Origin of the sequence: Streptomyces sp. NPDC002888 (genome assembly GCF_042888465.1) — a bacterium.
Lineage (GTDB): Bacteria > Actinomycetota > Actinomycetes > Streptomycetales > Streptomycetaceae > Streptomyces.
This window is the reverse complement of sequence record NZ_JBIAPU010000018.1, coordinates 1-15,550: the sequence shown is the minus strand read 5'-3', so window position 1 is coordinate 15,550 and position 15,550 is coordinate 1. Positions and strand designations below refer to the sequence as shown.

The following is a 15,550-nucleotide window of genomic DNA, read 5'->3' as shown; positions in this document are numbered from 1 at the left end:
CCGCCCGCTACGAGCCGGCGCGGGGTGCGGCCCTGCGGGCTTCGGTCAGAGCGTCGGACCAGCCGGCGGCATAGGCGCGGGACTCCCGGTCCAGCAGTTCTTCGTACACCCGGTCGATCAGGGCCTCGCGACTGGCGGCGGGGGTGCGCAGGAGATGGGCGAGGCGGGTGTAGGTGTCGATCGGCTGCTGCGGGTGGTTGCTCGTGCCAGTCGCCATGTCGGCCTGCTTTCCCTTGTGTCCGCTGGGCTGGTGGTACACGTGGCGCCTACGGAGGCGTTCGAAACGCGTGTTCGAACTAGTGTACGAGTAATCCTGTGGTTCGGGCGGTGTTTGGCCCGGAGGCCCACCCTCACCCGTGTGCGGACCTGCGGTGATACGGGGGACGCAGTGAACGGTCCGTCAGGTTCGTGGGTTAGGATCCGGCCGTTCTCCCGTCGGTGAATGGAAAGTGAACGAACAGGCCACCCAAGGGACTTGGAGGGCCTGGCAGGCGACGGTGGACGGCTACGGGCGGCCGTCCTCGCGCGGGGGCGCGATGGGGCAGGGGACGAGAGCAAGGCCTACGGGGTGCCTTACGGGGTGGACGGCGACGCGAGCAACGCGCGGGACGACCGTGCGATCGACTGGCTTGAACAGTCCCCTGATCTGCCGCACCTCATCGCTCGCCTGTCCGAACTCGTCCACCGGCTCGGACACGCCCCCGAAGACCTCCTCATCCTTCCCCGCGCCGAACTCGACCGGCGCGAACTGGCCGCCTACAGCGCGGGCTGGGCCGACGTGATCGCCGAACAACTGCCCGCCGTCCGGCGCGCCTACGAGGAGCGCATCACCTCCGCCTACCTCCAGGGTCAGGAGGACGCCCGCACGGGCCACCGCCCCCGCACCGGCCACCGCCCCCGCCGGGCCCGCCGCCCCGAGGGCGAACAGGGCGGCGAGGTCATCCCCCTGCCGTACGTCCAACTCCTGCGGCCTCCCTCGGAGGTGACGCGGGTAGAGGAGCGGGGCGAACGGGAGCGGTCCGTGGCGGACGGTGCACCGGCGCCGGTGCCGGGGCCTGAGGGAGCGGGTGGTGAGGAGCGGGAGACGGGCTCTGAGACGGGTTCGGACACGGGTTCGGAGACCGGCGACATACTGCTCTCCGCCCGTGACGTGCGGGAGAAGCGTTCGACGGGCTCCGACCGGCGTCCGGTGGTCCGGCGCAACGGCCGCCCCAGCGTGCCACCGCTGACCAGGCCGGGTGACAACACTTCCGGGCGCGAGAAGGACCGCCGCCCGGACGCGCCGGAACGCCCCCAGGGCCCCTCCGACCCCCGGCCCTCCCGTGACGAGGACCGACCCCGCCTCTCGGACAGGGCCCGGGCACTCGCCGACGAACTGGAGGGCAGAGCGACCGGTCGCCGCCGCGAGGACGACGACCGTGACCCGCCCGACAAGCGGAACCAAGACACCGGCCGCGACGAACACACCCCGCACAACCGGCCCGACGAGCCGAGCCGGCCCCCGAGCACACGCCGCCCGCACTGAGCCGACGCCCGCTCCGTCGCCGTGTCCCCGCCCGTGTGGTGGTGTGCGCTGGTGGGGCCTCGCACCGCGGGGTCAGCCGAAGAAGCGGGCGAGTTGGACCGGTGACGGGGCCCCAGTGTCCTGGGACGCGTTCGACGGGCCGTCGGACGTGTGCCCCGGGTCCTGATCCGGCGTCGTGTCGCCCGGGCGCGGCACCGGTGCCGGAGGCTCCGGCTGGTCGCCGTCCTCGGCCGTGTTGACGCACGCGAACATCCAGTTGGCGGCCGCCAGATGATCCACGACGGCGGCCAGCAGATGGTCGGTCACCGACCACTCCGCGGCCTCGCCGTACAGATCCCGGTTGACGGCGCTGTCGCGCGGCAGGTGCCTGATGAGCACCGAGAGCCGCCGCGCGGTGAGGCGCTCGCGGTGCCAGTCGAGCAGGTCGATGCCGTAGTAGCGGAGCAGGTCCGCTTCGAGTGCCTCGGCGTGTTCGTCGACGAACCCGACGAGGCTCAGCCTTCCCCCAGGCCGAGCCCCGTCTCCTTGCCGTAGGCCTCCAGGATGGCGGCGATGTCCTGCATGGTGACCTCGTGCCGCTCGAAGCGGGCGAACTGCTCCTCGCCCATGAGCAGTCCGAGCAGCCCGTCGACGTCGTTGTCGTCGAGCCCCCGCAGGGCGCGGGCGGTGGCCCGGGTCAGCTCGGTGGGCAGCGTGAAGGACTCGTCGTCGAGCTCGAACGACCAGGTGCGGCCGAGGGCTTCGAGGCGCTGGGCGCGGGCGGCGTTGACGTCGAAACGGGTCATGGGGATACGTACTCCTCGGGGTATTCGGAGGGGTGTCGGAGGTGCTGTCGGAGGTGTTGTCGAAGCGGGGAGAGGGCGGGCGGGGCGGACGAACCCGCCCCGCCCGGTGGATCAGGCCGCGTACGAGTCGTCCTTCATGACGAAGCTCGCCAGCGCCGAACCGTCGGCGTTGGCCATGGCCGTGAAGGTGATGCCGAGCTGGGCCGCGGACTTGCGGGCCAGCTTGATGTCGTCCGCCGCCGTGACCTGGCCGCGCGGGATGCCGAAGCGGTAGGTCACGGCGGAGCCGTCGCTCGCCTGGACGTCGGTGAACTCCAGGCCGAGCGCGCGGACATTGGCGTACGGACGGTCCGCGATGTCGTACTTGAAGACGTCCGTGGCGCCGGCGACCGGGTCGACCTTGCCGCCGCCCATGAAGAACGGCAGCGTGTCCTCGTTGAACTGCAGCAGCGAGAACTTCAGGGTCAGGTCGCGGTCCGAGTACACGAAGTGCACCGGGCTGACGGCCTGCCACACGTCGACCGGCTCCAGCTTGTCCTTCTTGCTGAAGGTGACGCCGTCGCCGGAGGTGTAGCCGAGGTCCGTCCAGTCGGCGCCCCAGTCGGTGGCGGAGATGCCGGAGAAGGCCGTCGGCAGCTTGGTGTCGGCCTTGGCGACGTAGAGGCGGCCGACGCCGGCGATGCGGATCTCGGAGGAGTTGGTACCTGCCATGGTGGGGGTTCTCCTTGTTTTCCAGAGGGCGGCGCGTCAAGGCGACGCGCAGCTGTGGGTGCGCCCGGAGCGGTGCTCCGGGTACGACGAAGGCCCCGCCGGGTGACGGGGCCTTCGGTCTGTGGGGCGGCGCGAGTGCGCCACGGGTGGTGCTCAGTAGACGTTCAGGAACACCTTGAGCACGCACACGTAGCGGTTGGCCGCGGCGTAGAGGTAGTCGGGCAGCCAGCGCGGGCCGTCCTGCTCCTCGACCTCGGTGATCTGGTTGCGGCCGTAGCGGTTGCCGGCCGCGGCGAGCAGCGCGCGGCGGGCGGCGTTGGCCAGGGTGTGCGCGACCTCCTTGGTCGGGCCGTACACCTCCAGCTCGATCAGCGGCTGGTCGACGTGGAGTTCGCCGATCCAGGCGCCGCCGCGCCGGTTGACGAGGACGGCGGCGGTCCTGCCGTCGAACCCGTCCGGCGCGTCGACGCTGACGAGGACCGTGGAGAGGGCGGAGTCGGCCTCCAGGATGTCGACGACCAGGGCCTCGACGTCGGGGAAGGCGCTCGGTGGGGTGGGCGTGGTCATGCCGGGTCACCTCGGGGCTGCTGGGCGCGCGGGGCGCGGGGTGCGGAAGAGGGGCGCGAGTACGGAAAGGGGCGCCCGGTACGACGTCGGGAGAGACGCGGTACGTGGAGGAAGGGCGGGCGCCGCCCGCCTCGCGGGCACAGCTCCGCCGCTGCACCAACTGTGACAGAGATCGTGCGCGCACGCAACTTATTCGGTGGATGAGTCCCGAAGGGCGGTGCGGAAGGGGGGAGGGGCGCTGGTCGGAAGGCCGTCCCCAGTGCTCTGCCGGAGATGGGGGGCGAGTGGTGCGAGGTGAGCCAGTGGTGCGAAGGGAGGGAACGCAACGCTGGCCGCCGTCCCCGTCAGTGGGCGGATGCCACTGCCTCGGCGGCCGTGCGGCGGGTTGAGCCGTACGTGGGGATCAGTCGGCGGATCGGTCGGCGGACGACGAGAAGGACGCGAGGCCCTGAGCCGCCGACTCCGTGTCAGTCGGCAGGAACTGCTCCACCACTCTGACGAACATCTCGCGCCGGTCGGCGGGCACTCCCAGCAGATCGGCCACCTCCTCGAGGGTGGGGCGGCGGCCGATGTCCGCGCCCGGTGGATGCGGGGAGGTCAAGTACGCTTGGGGATCGGCCAGTTCCTCGGCGGTGAGCCGCCCGGAGCGGATGAGCATGTCGCGCACGGGCACGCCGAGCACGCGCGCGAGCCGGCGCGTGGTCTCGAGGTCCGGCATGCTCTGCCGCTGGAGCAGGCGCGTGACGGCCGCGCGGTGCACGCCCGCCTCGTCCGCGATCCGGGACTTGCCCCCACCGCGAGGGCTGTCGATGTCGTAGCCGCGCTCCCGCATGAGGTCCTCGACCCATGCCGCGAACGCGTCCAGATCCTGGCTGGTCATCTCTGCTCGCTTCCCTTGGAGGAGGCAAGTTTAGCTTGCTTGCGCGCGCGGAATTACGTGCTCTCGGGCAAGCACTAAGGAAAATAAGTGCAACTTAAGGAGATTCCGGGGATGCCTTGATCGAAGTACGTTGCGGGCGCGCACGCAATCTGGCAGGGTTGGGGGTGTTCGCCTCACCAGGCTCGACCCGAACCAACAGGGGGACCTCATGCCGACCACCGGCCCACGTGGGCACTCCGACCCGCCCGACCCGAGTCACTGGCACTCCGCCGCGGCCTGCGCCGGCCTCCCGCCGCGCGTCGTCTTCTCCCGACGCCCCGCCGAGGCCGCCCCCGCGCTGCGCGCCTGTGCCGTCTGTCCCGTGCGCCGACCCTGCGAGGAGGCGGTGGCCCCGGCCGACAGCGGCTTCGACGGTGTCTGCGCGGGCCGCCTCTGGCGCTCCGGGCGCCCGGTCCCGACCCCCGCACCCACGCGCTCCGCCCCGCGCTCCGTCACCCTCTCCTCCTCCACTCTCCCGGGAGACACCCTTGGCTGAGGATCAGCCGACCGCGCAAGCCGCCCTCTGGATCGGCCAGCTGGTCCAGCAGTTCCCCGAACTCGCCACCGAACTCGTCCCGGGCCGCACCTCGGCCACCGGCCGCCCGGCGTCCGCGCCCCCGCCCGACCTCGGCGCCCGGCTGCGCGAGGAGCGCGAGGAAGCCCTCCTCCTCCAGCAGCGCCACGGCCTCACGGCCCCGGGCCACAGCGCGGCCCCGCTGCGCCTGCACATCTCCGACACCATCCGCGACATCACGGACGGCGTGGTGGAGCTGGAGGAAGCGGTACGCGACCGGCTCGGCCTGCCGCGCACGCGCCGCGCCACCGTCCCCGAGCGGCTGCGCCGGATCGCCGCGCTCCTCGACGACGTCGCCGCCGACCCCGTCCTCGCCGCCCACGTGCGCGACGAGGCCCGCCGGATGGCCCGCCGCTGCGCCCGCGCCCTCGGTGACACCGAGACCGTCGTACGCATGTCCGGCCGCTGCCCCTGGTGCGACTCGGTGTCCCTGCGGGCCTTCCCCGACCGCGGCGCCGTCCTCTGCATCAACCCGGCCTGCCGCTGCGCGGACCCGCACTGCGGCTGTCGCGACGACCCCGCCTACCGGCACACCTGGACCGAGGGGGAGTGGAAGCGCCGTACCACCGCGGCCGCGCGGACCGACCGGAAGGCCGCCCGATGACCATGCCGTACGACCGACGGGGCGGCGCCCCCGCCCTCATCCCCGGTGAGCTCGCCGCCCGCGAGGTCGGGGTCGCCCCCGCCACCATCCGCAAGTGGGTCCAGCTGGGCCGCCTCACCGCCGCGGGCCGGGCCGGCCGCGCGCTGCTGTTCCGCCTGGAGGACGTCTTCGCCGCGGAACGCGCCACGCGTGCGGCCGCCCGCCGCACCGGCGGACGAAACGGGGCCGGAACCGAGGGCTGAAACCGAGGGCTGAAACCGAAGAGGGAGAACCGAAGACTGAGACCTCCGGATGCGGGCACCCGGCAGAGCGGGCGATTTACGATGATTGCTGCGGCTCTGCCCGGGCCTGCCCATTTGTTTTGACCACAGCGAATGAGGTAGGTACGCTCAGTCCTTGTGCCTGGGGTGTGCCCTGGCCCTCGTGCGTGCCTCCAAACCGCACCGGGGCCGTGAGTGGCCACCGTAATCTGCGCCCTTCCCGCCTCGCGGCGAGGGTCTGCTGGATTCGACACACCCGACCGCGTGGGTCGGCGACGTTCCAGGTTAGCTTCACCATTCGGCACACAGAAACCGGAGAAGTAGTGCCTACGATCCAGCAGCTGGTCCGCAAGGGCCGGCAGGACAAGGTCGAGAAGAACAAGACGCCCGCACTCGAGGGTTCCCCTCAGCGTCGTGGCGTCTGCACGCGTGTGTTCACGACCACCCCGAAGAAGCCGAACTCGGCCCTGCGTAAGGTCGCGCGTGTGCGTCTGACCAGCGGGATCGAGGTCACTGCTTACATTCCGGGTGAGGGACACAACCTGCAGGAGCACTCCATCGTGCTCGTGCGCGGCGGCCGTGTGAAGGACCTGCCCGGTGTTCGCTACAAGATCATCCGCGGTTCGCTCGACACCCAGGGTGTCAAGAACCGCAAGCAGGCCCGCAGCCGCTACGGCGCCAAGAAGGAGAAGTAGAAATGCCTCGTAAGGGCCCCGCCCCGAAGCGCCCGGTCATCATCGACCCGGTCTACGGTTCTCCTCTGGTGACCTCCCTGATCAACAAGGTGCTGCTGAACGGCAAGCGCTCCACCGCCGAGCGCATCGTGTACGGCGCCATGGAGGGCCTGCGCGAGAAGACCAGCAACGACCCGGTCATCACGCTGAAGCGCGCGCTGGAGAACATCAAGCCGACCCTCGAGGTCAAGTCCCGCCGTGTCGGTGGTGCGACGTACCAGGTTCCGATCGAGGTCAAGCCCGGTCGTGCCAACACGCTCGCGCTGCGCTGGCTGGTCGGTTACTCCCGCGCCCGTCGCGAGAAGACCATGACCGAGCGTCTGCTCAACGAGCTTCTCGACGCCTCCAACGGCCTTGGTGCCGCTGTGAAGAAGCGCGAGGACACGCACAAGATGGCCGAGTCCAACAAGGCCTTCGCGCACTACCGCTGGTAGTCGCTACCCACATCGAGACCGAGAGAAGACTGAAGCCTTATGGCTACCACTTCACTTGACCTGGCCAGGGTCCGCAACATCGGGATCATGGCCCACATCGACGCGGGCAAGACGACCACCACCGAGCGGATCCTGTTCTACACCGGCGTTTCGTACAAGATCGGTGAGGTCCACGACGGCGCCGCCACGATGGACTGGATGGAGCAGGAGCAGGAGCGTGGCATCACGATCACGTCTGCTGCGACCACCTGTCACTGGCCGCTCGAGGACAACGACTACACCATCAACATCATCGACACCCCGGGGCACGTCGACTTCACCGTCGAGGTGGAGCGTTCCCTGCGTGTGCTCGATGGTGCCGTGACGGTGTTCGACGGTGTCGCCGGTGTCGAGCCCCAGTCCGAGACGGTGTGGCGTCAGGCCGACCGTTACGGCGTGCCCCGCATCTGCTTCGTCAACAAGCTGGACCGTACCGGCGCCGAGTTCCACCGCTGCGTGGACATGATCTCGGACCGCCTGGGCGCCCAGCCGCTCGTCATGCAGCTCCCGATCGGTGCCGAGGCCGACTTCAAGGGCGTCGTGGACCTGGTCCGCATGAAGGCGCTCGTGTGGTCCGCCGAGGCCGCGAAGGGCGAGATGTACGACGTCGTCGACATCCCGGCCACGCACACCGAGGCAGCCGAGGAGTGGCACAACAAGCTCGTCGAGGCCGTCGCGGAGAACGACGAAGAGATCATGGAGCTGTTCCTGGAGGGCCAGGAGCCCACCGAGGAGCAGCTGTACGCCGCGATCCGTCGCATCACCATCGCGTCCGGCAAGTCCAGCGACACCACGGTCACCCCGGTGTTCTGTGGCACCGCGTTCAAGAACAAGGGCGTTCAGCCCCTGCTCGACGCGGTCGTGCGCTACCTCCCGACCCCGCTTGACGTCGAGGCCATCGAGGGCCACGACGTGAAGGACCCCGAGGTCGTGGTCAAGCGCAAGCCGTCCGAGGACGAGCCGCTGTCCGCCCTCGCGTTCAAGATCATGAGCGACCCGCACCTCGGCAAGCTCACCTTCGTCCGGGTCTACTCGGGCCGCCTGGAGTCCGGCACCGCCGTGCTGAACTCCGTCAAGGGCAAGAAGGAGCGCATCGGCAAGATCTACCGCATGCACGCGAACAAGCGTGAGGAGATCGACTCGGTGGGCGCCGGCGACATCGTCGCCGTCATGGGCCTGAAGCAGACCACCACCGGTGAGACGCTGAGCGACGACAAGAACCCGGTCATCCTGGAGTCCATGGACTTCCCGGCGCCGGTCATCCAGGTCGCCATCGAGCCCAAGTCCAAGGGTGACCAGGAGAAGCTGGGTGTCGCCATCCAGCGCCTGGCCGAGGAGGACCCGTCCTTCCAGGTCCACTCGGACGAGGAGACCGGCCAGACCATCATCGGTGGTATGGGCGAGCTGCACCTCGAGGTGCTGGTCGACCGTATGCGCCGTGAGTTCAAGGTCGAGGCCAACGTCGGCAAGCCGCAGGTCGCCTACCGCGAGACGATCCGCAAGGCCGTCGAGCGCGTCGACTACACGCACAAGAAGCAGACTGGTGGTACCGGCCAGTTCGCCAAGGTGCAGATCGCGATCGAGCCGATCGAGGGCGGCGACGCCTCGTACGAGTTCGTGAACAAGGTCACCGGTGGCCGTATCCCGAAGGAGTACATCCCTTCGGTGGACGCCGGTGCGCAGGAGGCCATGCAGTTCGGCATCCTCGCGGGCTACGAGATGACGGGCGTCCGCGTCACGCTCATCGACGGTGGCTACCACGAGGTCGACTCCTCCGAGCTCGCGTTCAAGATCGCCGGTTCGCAGGCCTTCAAGGAGGCCGCGCGCAAGGCCAGCCCCGTGCTGCTCGAGCCGATGATGGCCGTCGAGGTCACCACGCCCGAGGACTACATGGGTGAGGTCATCGGCGACATCAACTCCCGCCGTGGTCAGATCCAGGCCATGGAGGAGCGGGCCGGTGCCCGCGTCGTCAAGGGCCTCGTGCCCCTGTCGGAGATGTTCGGCTACGTCGGCGACCTCCGCAGCAAGACCTCGGGTCGCGCAAGCTACTCGATGCAGTTCGACTCCTACGCCGAGGTTCCGCGGAACGTCGCCGAGGAGATCATCGCGAAGGCCAAGGGCGAGTAACGGAGCGCGTCTCCACGCCGTAGGCTTGACTCCGGAGCCTCCAGGGGCATTCATCCGCGTTCATGGTTGTTCGCGGGCGTTTGTCCCGGGGCCCGGGACTTAACAGCAAAGATCACCTGGCGCCGACGAACCAAGGCGTACAGAACCACTCCACAGGAGGACCCCAGTGGCGAAGGCGAAGTTCGAGCGGACTAAGCCGCACGTCAACATCGGCACCATCGGTCACATCGACCACGGTAAGACGACCCTCACGGCCGCCATTACCAAGGTGCTGCACGACGCGTACCCGGACCTGAACGAGGCCACCGCTTTCGACAACATCGACAAGGCGCCCGAAGAGCGTCAGCGCGGTATCACCATCTCCATCGCGCACGTCGAGTACCAGACCGAGGCGCGTCACTATGCCCACGTCGACTGCCCGGGTCACGCGGACTACATCAAGAACATGATCACGGGTGCGGCGCAGATGGACGGCGCCATCCTCGTGGTCGCCGCCACCGACGGCCCGATGCCGCAGACCAAGGAGCACGTGCTCCTGGCCCGCCAGGTCGGCGTTCCGTACATCGTCGTCGCCCTGAACAAGGCCGACATGGTGGACGACGAGGAGATCCTGGAGCTCGTCGAGCTCGAGGTTCGTGAGCTCCTCTCCGAGTACGAGTTCCCGGGCGACGACCTGCCGGTCGTCAAGGTCTCCGCGCTGAAGGCGCTGGAGGGCGACTCGGAGTGGACGCAGTCCGTCCTCGACCTGATGAAGGCCGTCGACGAGAACATCCCGCAGCCCGAGCGTGACGTCGACAAGCCGTTCCTGATGCCGATCGAGGACGTCTTCACGATCACCGGTCGCGGTACGGTCGTCACCGGCCGTATCGAGCGTGGTGTCCTCAAGGTCAACGAGACCGTCGACATCGTGGGCATCAAGCAGGAGAAGACCACCACCACGGTCACCGGCATCGAGATGTTCCGCAAGCTGCTCGACGAGGGCCAGGCCGGTGAGAACGTCGGTCTGCTCCTCCGTGGCATCAAGCGCGAGGACGTCGAGCGCGGCCAGGTCATCATCAAGCCGGGTTCGGTCACGCCGCACACGGACTTCGAGGCCCAGGCCTACATCCTGTCCAAGGACGAGGGTGGCCGCCACACGCCGTTCTTCAACAACTACCGTCCGCAGTTCTACTTCCGTACGACTGACGTGACCGGTGTTGTGACCCTCCCCGAGGGCACGGAGATGGTCATGCCGGGCGACAACACCGAAATGAAGGTGGAGCTGATCCAGCCCATCGCCATGGAGGAGGGCCTGAAGTTCGCCATCCGTGAGGGTGGCCGGACGGTCGGCGCCGGCCAGGTCACCAAGATCACGAAGTGATCTTGAGCCTGACTGGTAGCACAGCCTGAGCTGAGCTCCTGAAGGGGCCCGTACGACTTCGGTCGTACGGGCCCTTTCGCGTGCTCACAGCTTCGCGAGCGCGGTATGGCCCGGGCGCCCGCTGACGAGAGAGGCACGGGTCAGGAGTCACAGCTGATCCTCATGGGACGGCGCTCATGTCTGGGGTCGAGCAGTGCGGCGGCGCTTCTTCACCGACAGGACCGTGGCCCCGATCGCGATCAGGACGACCAGGGCGACAGCCGGGCCGCCGAGAGTGAGAACCCGCTCAAGAGATGTTGCGGCGGCATACCCGATGCCGGCTTCGACCGTGGCCCACAGACACGCGGCAAGGACGCTGTACGGAGCGATGCGGCGGTAGGGCAGGCGGGTGGCACCCGCGAGGTGGGGGGCGAGGGTGCGGACCACCGGCAGGAAGCGGGCCAGGAACACCGCTCGGCCTCCATGGCGCGCCATCAGGGTCTCGGCCCGGTGCCAGGCGGCGCCGGGGATACGACGTCCCACCCGGCCTGCGCGTAGCTGATCACGGAGGAGCCTGCCGGTGCGGTGGCCGAGGAAGTCACCCGCGACCGCGGCGCCGACCGCGACAGTGATGACGAGGGGAAGACCGATGTGGCCGGTGCGGGCCAGCGCGCCGGCGGTCAGCAGCAGGGTGAACGTGGGGATGAAGGCGCCGATCAGCAGGATCGACTCGGCCAGGACGGCCGCGGCCAGCATCGCGTAGGCCGAGGACGGGGGGAGGTGGGTGAGGATGACGGACAGCGCGCTCACCGCCGCCCTCCGGGGAGTGGCTGCTGCTCGCGGATGAGGGGCAGTCGCAGGTGCCAGACGTGGGCGGGGGGAAGGTTGGCCCACACGGTCCAACGGCCGGTGGCGTAGTTGCGCTGGTAGGCGGCCATGACTTCGTCCACCGCGGCATGTCGGCGTGCTTCGGCGCGTGATGCCGTCAAGGCCCGGGCCTTGCGGGTGCCGACGTAGGCGAAGTAGGTCAGGGTGCCGCCGGGGTGCAGCAGTTCCAGGTACCGGGCCATGATGCGCTCGACCTGCACGGGAGCGAAGTTGGTCAGCGGCAGCCCGGAGACGATCACGTCGTAGTGCTCGTCCGTGTCGAGGTCCTCGACGGCCGCCTGATGAACGTTCACCTGTGCGAGCCGGTCGGCCAGGTGCGGGTGCGTGTCGACGAGGTGGCGCAGTCGGGCGGCGAAGCGCGGGTTGGCCTCGACGATGTCCAGGCGGCTGCCCCGGGGCAGCTGGGGTATCAGGGTTCGGGTGACCGCGCCGGTGCCGGCGCCGACTTCGAGGACGGCCAGCGGGCGAGCGGGCTGGACCCGTACGGGATCCGTCAGGGCGCGGGCGAGGGCCTTGCCGCTGGGTGCTATGGCGCCGGTGGTCCGCAGATCGCGTGCCGCTTCGGTCAGGAACATCCAGCTTTCGGCACGGCGCTGCGCCGGCACACGGTCGTGAGAGTGAGAGGTGGTCCAGTCGTTCATGAAGGTGACGCTAGAAACCGGCGTCAGGCATCGGATCCGTCGTTGTGCGACGACGTCCCCCTACGAAAGTCGGGGGTGAGCATGGCAGATCGTCGGACGGAAAGAGCACCGGCGTCTGCCTAGGCTTGCGAGGGTGAGCAGGAAAGAAAGCCGAAGGTGGACCGGCTACGGGCGCGTGAGCCTGGTGGCTCTGTGTGTGCCGGCCGCCGCGCTGAACGCAGCGTCGCTCGACGGCGGCCGCTACCTGCTCCCCGTAACCGTGGTGGCCGTGCTGTGCGCAGCGGCCCTGCTCGTGCCCCGGCTGCGGTGGCCCGTCGCGCCGCTGTTGGTCACCGTGGCCACTGCGTGGTGGGGATGGCCGCTGCTGCCGCTGCTGGTGCTCGCCCTGTTCAGCATGGCGGTGGACCTCCGAGCTCGGGCGGCGGTGGGATGCGCCGTTGCCGCGTTGGGCGCCAACCTGCTCAGTTACCCGGCCACCGCGCTCTGGACGGCCCAGAGCTACGCGTCCACGCTGCTCCTGCCGCTGCTGGCCGTCGTCGTCGGACTGTGGCTGGGCAATCGGCGACGCCTGCTGGAGGCCCTGGCCGCCGACGTCGAGCACCTGCGCATCGAGTCGAGGCTCCGTGAGGAGGCGGCCCGTGCCACGGAGCGGTCCCGGATCGCCGCGGAAATGCACGACGTGCTGGCCCACCGCCTGAGCCTGATCGCCCTGCACACCGGCGTCCTGACCACCAAGAGCAACACCCTGCCCGCCCCGGTCGCCGAACGCCTCGGCCTGCTGCGCACCACGTCCGTCGAAGCCCTCACCGACCTGCGTGACGTCCTCGGCGCTCTGCGCGACCCGGATGCCACCCGGCCGAGCTCCGTACTCACGCCCGTCATGCGGGAGATGCGGGAACTGGTCGACGAGGCCCGCTCTGCCGGACAGCACATCGACATAGCGGCCGACGGCCTCCCTGAACAGGCTCCGACCACGCACCGCCTCGCCGTCTACCGCATCGTCCAGGAGGCGCTGACCAACGCCCGCAAGCACGCCGACGGTGCCCAAGTGACGGTGCGTATCGACTACCGGCCACCGGTCACACTCGTCGAGGTCACCAACACCCCCGGCACGCCCAGCGAGAACACCGTCAGCTCAGGCTACGGGCTCGTCGGTCTGCGGGAACGCGTCACGACCCTCGGCGGTCACCTGGCTGCGGGACCCGCCGGCGGGGGCGCCTGGCGGCTGGCAGCCCGTCTCCCCCATCCCACCGACATCGGACAGAACGGCACCCTCACATGATCCGCGCCATGATCGTCGACGATGACGCCTTGGTCCGCCTGGGCCTGGCCGATCTCCTCGGGGCGGACGAAGGCATCGAAGTGGTCGCCCAGGCCGCCGACGGCCTCCAGGCCATTGAGCAGGCCACCGCGCACCGCGTCGATGTCGCCCTGGTCGACGTGCGGATGCCCCGCATGGACGGCATCACCGCCACCACCCGGCTGCGAGGCCTCCCCCACCCACCGAAGGTGATCACTCTGACCACCTTCGACCTCGACGAATACGTCTACAACGCCCTGGCGGCCGGGGCCGACGGGTTCCTGCTCAAGGACACCGACCCCACTGAAATCCTGCGCGCCGTCCACCTGGTTGCCGCCGGGTCGGCCATGCTCCACCCCGCCGCGGCCCGTCGCCTCATCGACCGGTATCACGCGTCCGACCAGCCGCGGGCCACCGCGGCCCAGGCCCGGCTGGACCGACTCACCCCTCGCGAACGCGACGTGCTCGCCCTGCTCGCCCGGGGCGACACCAATGCCGACATCGCCACCCGCCTCACCATGCGCGAGGGCACGGTCAAGGCCCACGTCAGTCGCATCCTGACCGCGCTGGAGGTCACCAACCGCGTCCAGGCCGCCCTCATGGCGCGTGACGCGGGACTCACCACCTGACCGACGATCTGCCGCATGGGCCCCCTACTTTCGTAGGGGGAGACCGTGGCACAACGGCTGATCCGCCGGCGGGTGCGGGTTCCTAGCGTCGAAGCCATGAACGACTGGACGACCTCTCACGAACGTGTCCTGGCGCAGCGTCAGGCCGAGGGCTGGATGTTCCTGATCGACGCGGCCCGCGATCTGCGGACCGCCCCCGCGGTCACCCCCGGCGGCAACGCCCTGGCCCGCTTGCTGACCGGTCCTGTGCGGGCCCAGGCCCCCCGACCGCTGGTGGTCCTGCTTGCGGGCGCCGGTTCCGGCGGTGTCACCCGCACCCTGATCTCCCAGCTGCCCCGGGGCAGCCGTCTGGACATCGTCGAGGCCGACCCGCACTGCGCCGCGCATGTGCGCAACCTCGTCGCCGGGCACCCCCGCCTGGCAGACAGACCCGTGCAGGTGAACGTGCATCAGGCGTCAGTCGAGGACCTCGGCACGGACGAGCACTACGACGTGATCGTCTCCGGGCTGCCGCTGACCAACCTCGCTCCCGTGCAGGTCGAGCGCATCATGGCCCGGTACCTGGAACTGCTGCATCCCGGTGGCACCCTGACGTTCTTCGCCCACCTCGGCATGAGCAGGGCCCGCGCCTTGCTCGCCTCAAAGGCCGAAGCACGCAGACGTGCCGCGGTGCACGAGGTCATGGCCGCCTACCAACGCAGTTACGCCGGCGGCAGGTGGACGGTGTGGGCCAACCTGCCCCCAGCCCGCGTCTGGCATCTGCGACGCCCACCTGTCTCCTCCTGCGGCAGGCAGCACGCATGGGACGGAGCGAAGCGGTGAAGGAAATGGCCGACAACCTCACTGAGCACAGGTCGGACGGGCTGCTGCGCAACCGGCTGCGGCGGGCGGTCTGCGCCTCCCGCCCCGACGCCGTGCCCGCCGTGATCGCGAGGGCCTGTGCGTTCGTCGGGCTGCTGGACGTGCTGGCAGGCGTTTTCACGGGCTTCCGGCGCAGCCGGGTGCATGCCATCGCGGAGGTGTTGCCGGGCGCGCTGGGCCCGTTCGCTGCGGCGCTCTCACTCAGTGCCGGTCTGCTGTTGCTGCTGCTCGCGCACGGGCTGCGCCGCCGCAAGCGCCGCGCCTGGCGAGCCGCCGTCGCGCTGCTGCCGGTCGGTGCCGTCGCCCAGTTCACGTACCGGCACTCGCTCCTGGGCGCGGTGATCTCGCTGGCGCTCCTGGCGCCGCTGCTGCTGCACCGGGACCAGTTCACGTCCCTGCCCGATCCGCGCAGCCGCTGGCGCGCGCTCGCCAACTTCGTTCTCATGGGCGCCGGTTCCCTCGCGCTGGGTCTCGTCATCGTCAGCGTCCACCCCGAGCGCATGGTCGGTGACCCGAGCCTGGCCGATCGCATCACGCACGTCCTGTACGGCCTGTTCGGCTTCGAGGGCCCGGTCGACTACGAGGGCAGCACGTCGTGGACGGTCGCCTTCTC

At 69.7% G+C, this 15,550-nt stretch carries 19 protein-coding genes and 1 pseudogene; 12 read left to right on the top strand and 8 right to left on the bottom strand.

The features are described from left to right. Positions 1-7 precede the first annotated feature (7 nt). A complete protein-coding gene (locus ACFYWX_RS27440) occupies positions 8-217 on the bottom strand; it encodes a hypothetical protein (protein ID WP_389426774.1) in 210 nt (69 codons plus the stop codon). Between the two features lie 258 nt (positions 218-475). On the opposite strand from ACFYWX_RS27440, the gene ACFYWX_RS27435 reads away from it, so the two are divergent. Then, entirely contained in the window at positions 476-1,525 is a 1,050-nt protein-coding gene (locus ACFYWX_RS27435) for a hypothetical protein (RefSeq protein ID WP_389426773.1), read from the top strand. Positions 1,526-1,597: 72 nt separating this feature from the next. Here ACFYWX_RS27435 and ACFYWX_RS27430 read toward each other — a convergent pair whose 3' ends face one another. The 5 genes from ACFYWX_RS27430 to ACFYWX_RS27410 form a co-directional block, all read right to left on the bottom strand. Then, entirely contained in the window at positions 1,598-1,954 is a 357-nt protein-coding gene (locus ACFYWX_RS27430; RefSeq protein ID WP_389426974.1) for a hypothetical protein, read from the bottom strand. 65 nt (positions 1,955-2,019) lie between these two features. Continuing rightward, on the bottom strand, positions 2,020-2,310 hold the full coding sequence (locus ACFYWX_RS27425) for a hypothetical protein (protein ID WP_389426772.1): 291 nt from the start codon (positions 2,308-2,310) through the stop codon (positions 2,020-2,022). A gap of 111 nt (positions 2,311-2,421) precedes the next feature. Continuing rightward, complete coding sequence (locus ACFYWX_RS27420; RefSeq protein WP_389426771.1) at positions 2,422-3,021, bottom strand: phage tail protein; 600 nt, start codon at positions 3,019-3,021, stop codon at positions 2,422-2,424. 153 nt (positions 3,022-3,174) lie between these two features. Next, positions 3,175-3,588, bottom strand: coding sequence for a hypothetical protein (locus ACFYWX_RS27415; RefSeq protein WP_389426770.1), 414 nt, complete (start codon positions 3,586-3,588; stop codon positions 3,175-3,177). Positions 3,589-3,991: 403 nt separating this feature from the next. Continuing rightward, positions 3,992-4,468: a helix-turn-helix domain-containing protein gene (locus tag ACFYWX_RS27410; RefSeq protein ID WP_389426769.1), complete on the bottom strand. Its 477-nt coding sequence runs from the start codon at positions 4,466-4,468 to the stop codon at positions 3,992-3,994. Between the two features lie 208 nt (positions 4,469-4,676). On the opposite strand from ACFYWX_RS27410, the gene ACFYWX_RS27405 reads away from it, so the two are divergent. The 7 genes from ACFYWX_RS27405 to tuf all read left to right on the top strand — a co-directional run bounded on the left by ACFYWX_RS27405 (position 4,677) and on the right by tuf (position 10,639). After that, entirely contained in the window at positions 4,677-5,003 is a 327-nt protein-coding gene (locus ACFYWX_RS27405; RefSeq protein ID WP_389426768.1) for a WhiB family transcriptional regulator, read from the top strand. Continuing rightward, positions 4,996-5,685 carry a hypothetical protein gene (locus ACFYWX_RS27400; protein ID WP_389426767.1) on the top strand — a complete coding sequence of 230 codons (690 nt, stop codon included), beginning with the start codon at positions 4,996-4,998 and terminating at the stop codon, positions 5,683-5,685. Before ACFYWX_RS27405 ends, ACFYWX_RS27400 begins: the two co-directional genes overlap by 8 nt. A gap of 2 nt (positions 5,686-5,687) precedes the next feature. Beyond that, positions 5,688-5,927, top strand: a complete 240-nt coding sequence (locus ACFYWX_RS27395; protein WP_389426973.1) for a hypothetical protein — start codon at positions 5,688-5,690, stop codon at positions 5,925-5,927. Positions 5,928-6,268: 341 nt separating this feature from the next. Then, complete coding sequence (gene rpsL, locus ACFYWX_RS27390; RefSeq protein WP_003948652.1) at positions 6,269-6,640, top strand: 30S ribosomal protein S12; 372 nt, start codon at positions 6,269-6,271, stop codon at positions 6,638-6,640. Between the two features lie 2 nt (positions 6,641-6,642). Beyond that, positions 6,643-7,113 carry a 30S ribosomal protein S7 gene (gene rpsG, locus ACFYWX_RS27385; RefSeq protein WP_005481264.1) on the top strand — a complete coding sequence of 157 codons (471 nt, stop codon included), beginning with the start codon at positions 6,643-6,645 and terminating at the stop codon, positions 7,111-7,113. 39 nt (positions 7,114-7,152) lie between these two features. Beyond that, a complete protein-coding gene (gene fusA / locus ACFYWX_RS27380; protein WP_389426766.1) occupies positions 7,153-9,279 on the top strand; it encodes an elongation factor G in 2,127 nt (708 codons plus the stop codon). A gap of 166 nt (positions 9,280-9,445) precedes the next feature. Further along, positions 9,446-10,639, top strand: coding sequence for an elongation factor Tu (tuf, locus tag ACFYWX_RS27375; RefSeq protein WP_389426765.1), 1,194 nt, complete (start codon positions 9,446-9,448; stop codon positions 10,637-10,639). A gap of 174 nt (positions 10,640-10,813) precedes the next feature. Here the strand turns inward: tuf and ACFYWX_RS27370 are convergent, their stop codons facing one another. Both ACFYWX_RS27370 and ACFYWX_RS27365 read right to left on the bottom strand, forming a co-directional pair. Beyond that, positions 10,814-11,428: a DedA family protein gene (locus ACFYWX_RS27370; protein ID WP_389426764.1), complete on the bottom strand. Its 615-nt coding sequence runs from the start codon at positions 11,426-11,428 to the stop codon at positions 10,814-10,816. Next, positions 11,425-12,147: a class I SAM-dependent methyltransferase gene (locus tag ACFYWX_RS27365; RefSeq protein WP_389426763.1), complete on the bottom strand. Its 723-nt coding sequence runs from the start codon at positions 12,145-12,147 to the stop codon at positions 11,425-11,427. Before ACFYWX_RS27365 ends, ACFYWX_RS27370 begins: the two co-directional genes overlap by 4 nt. Before the next feature lie 133 nt (positions 12,148-12,280). On the opposite strand from ACFYWX_RS27365, the gene ACFYWX_RS27360 reads away from it, so the two are divergent. From ACFYWX_RS27360 to ACFYWX_RS27345, 4 genes and pseudogenes are all read left to right on the top strand, one after another. Next, positions 12,281-13,429 carry a sensor histidine kinase gene (locus ACFYWX_RS27360; RefSeq protein WP_389426762.1) on the top strand — a complete coding sequence of 383 codons (1,149 nt, stop codon included), beginning with the start codon at positions 12,281-12,283 and terminating at the stop codon, positions 13,427-13,429. After that, complete coding sequence (locus tag ACFYWX_RS27355; protein ID WP_389426761.1) at positions 13,426-14,076, top strand: response regulator; 651 nt, start codon at positions 13,426-13,428, stop codon at positions 14,074-14,076. The genes ACFYWX_RS27360 and ACFYWX_RS27355 overlap by 4 nt, the downstream gene beginning before the upstream one ends. Before the next feature lie 96 nt (positions 14,077-14,172). Further along, a complete protein-coding gene (locus ACFYWX_RS27350; RefSeq protein ID WP_389426760.1) occupies positions 14,173-14,898 on the top strand; it encodes a class I SAM-dependent methyltransferase in 726 nt (241 codons plus the stop codon). A 5-nt stretch (positions 14,899-14,903) separates the two neighbouring features. Beyond that, a pseudogene (locus ACFYWX_RS27345) lies at positions 14,904-15,550 on the top strand (hypothetical protein); the annotation flags it as partial.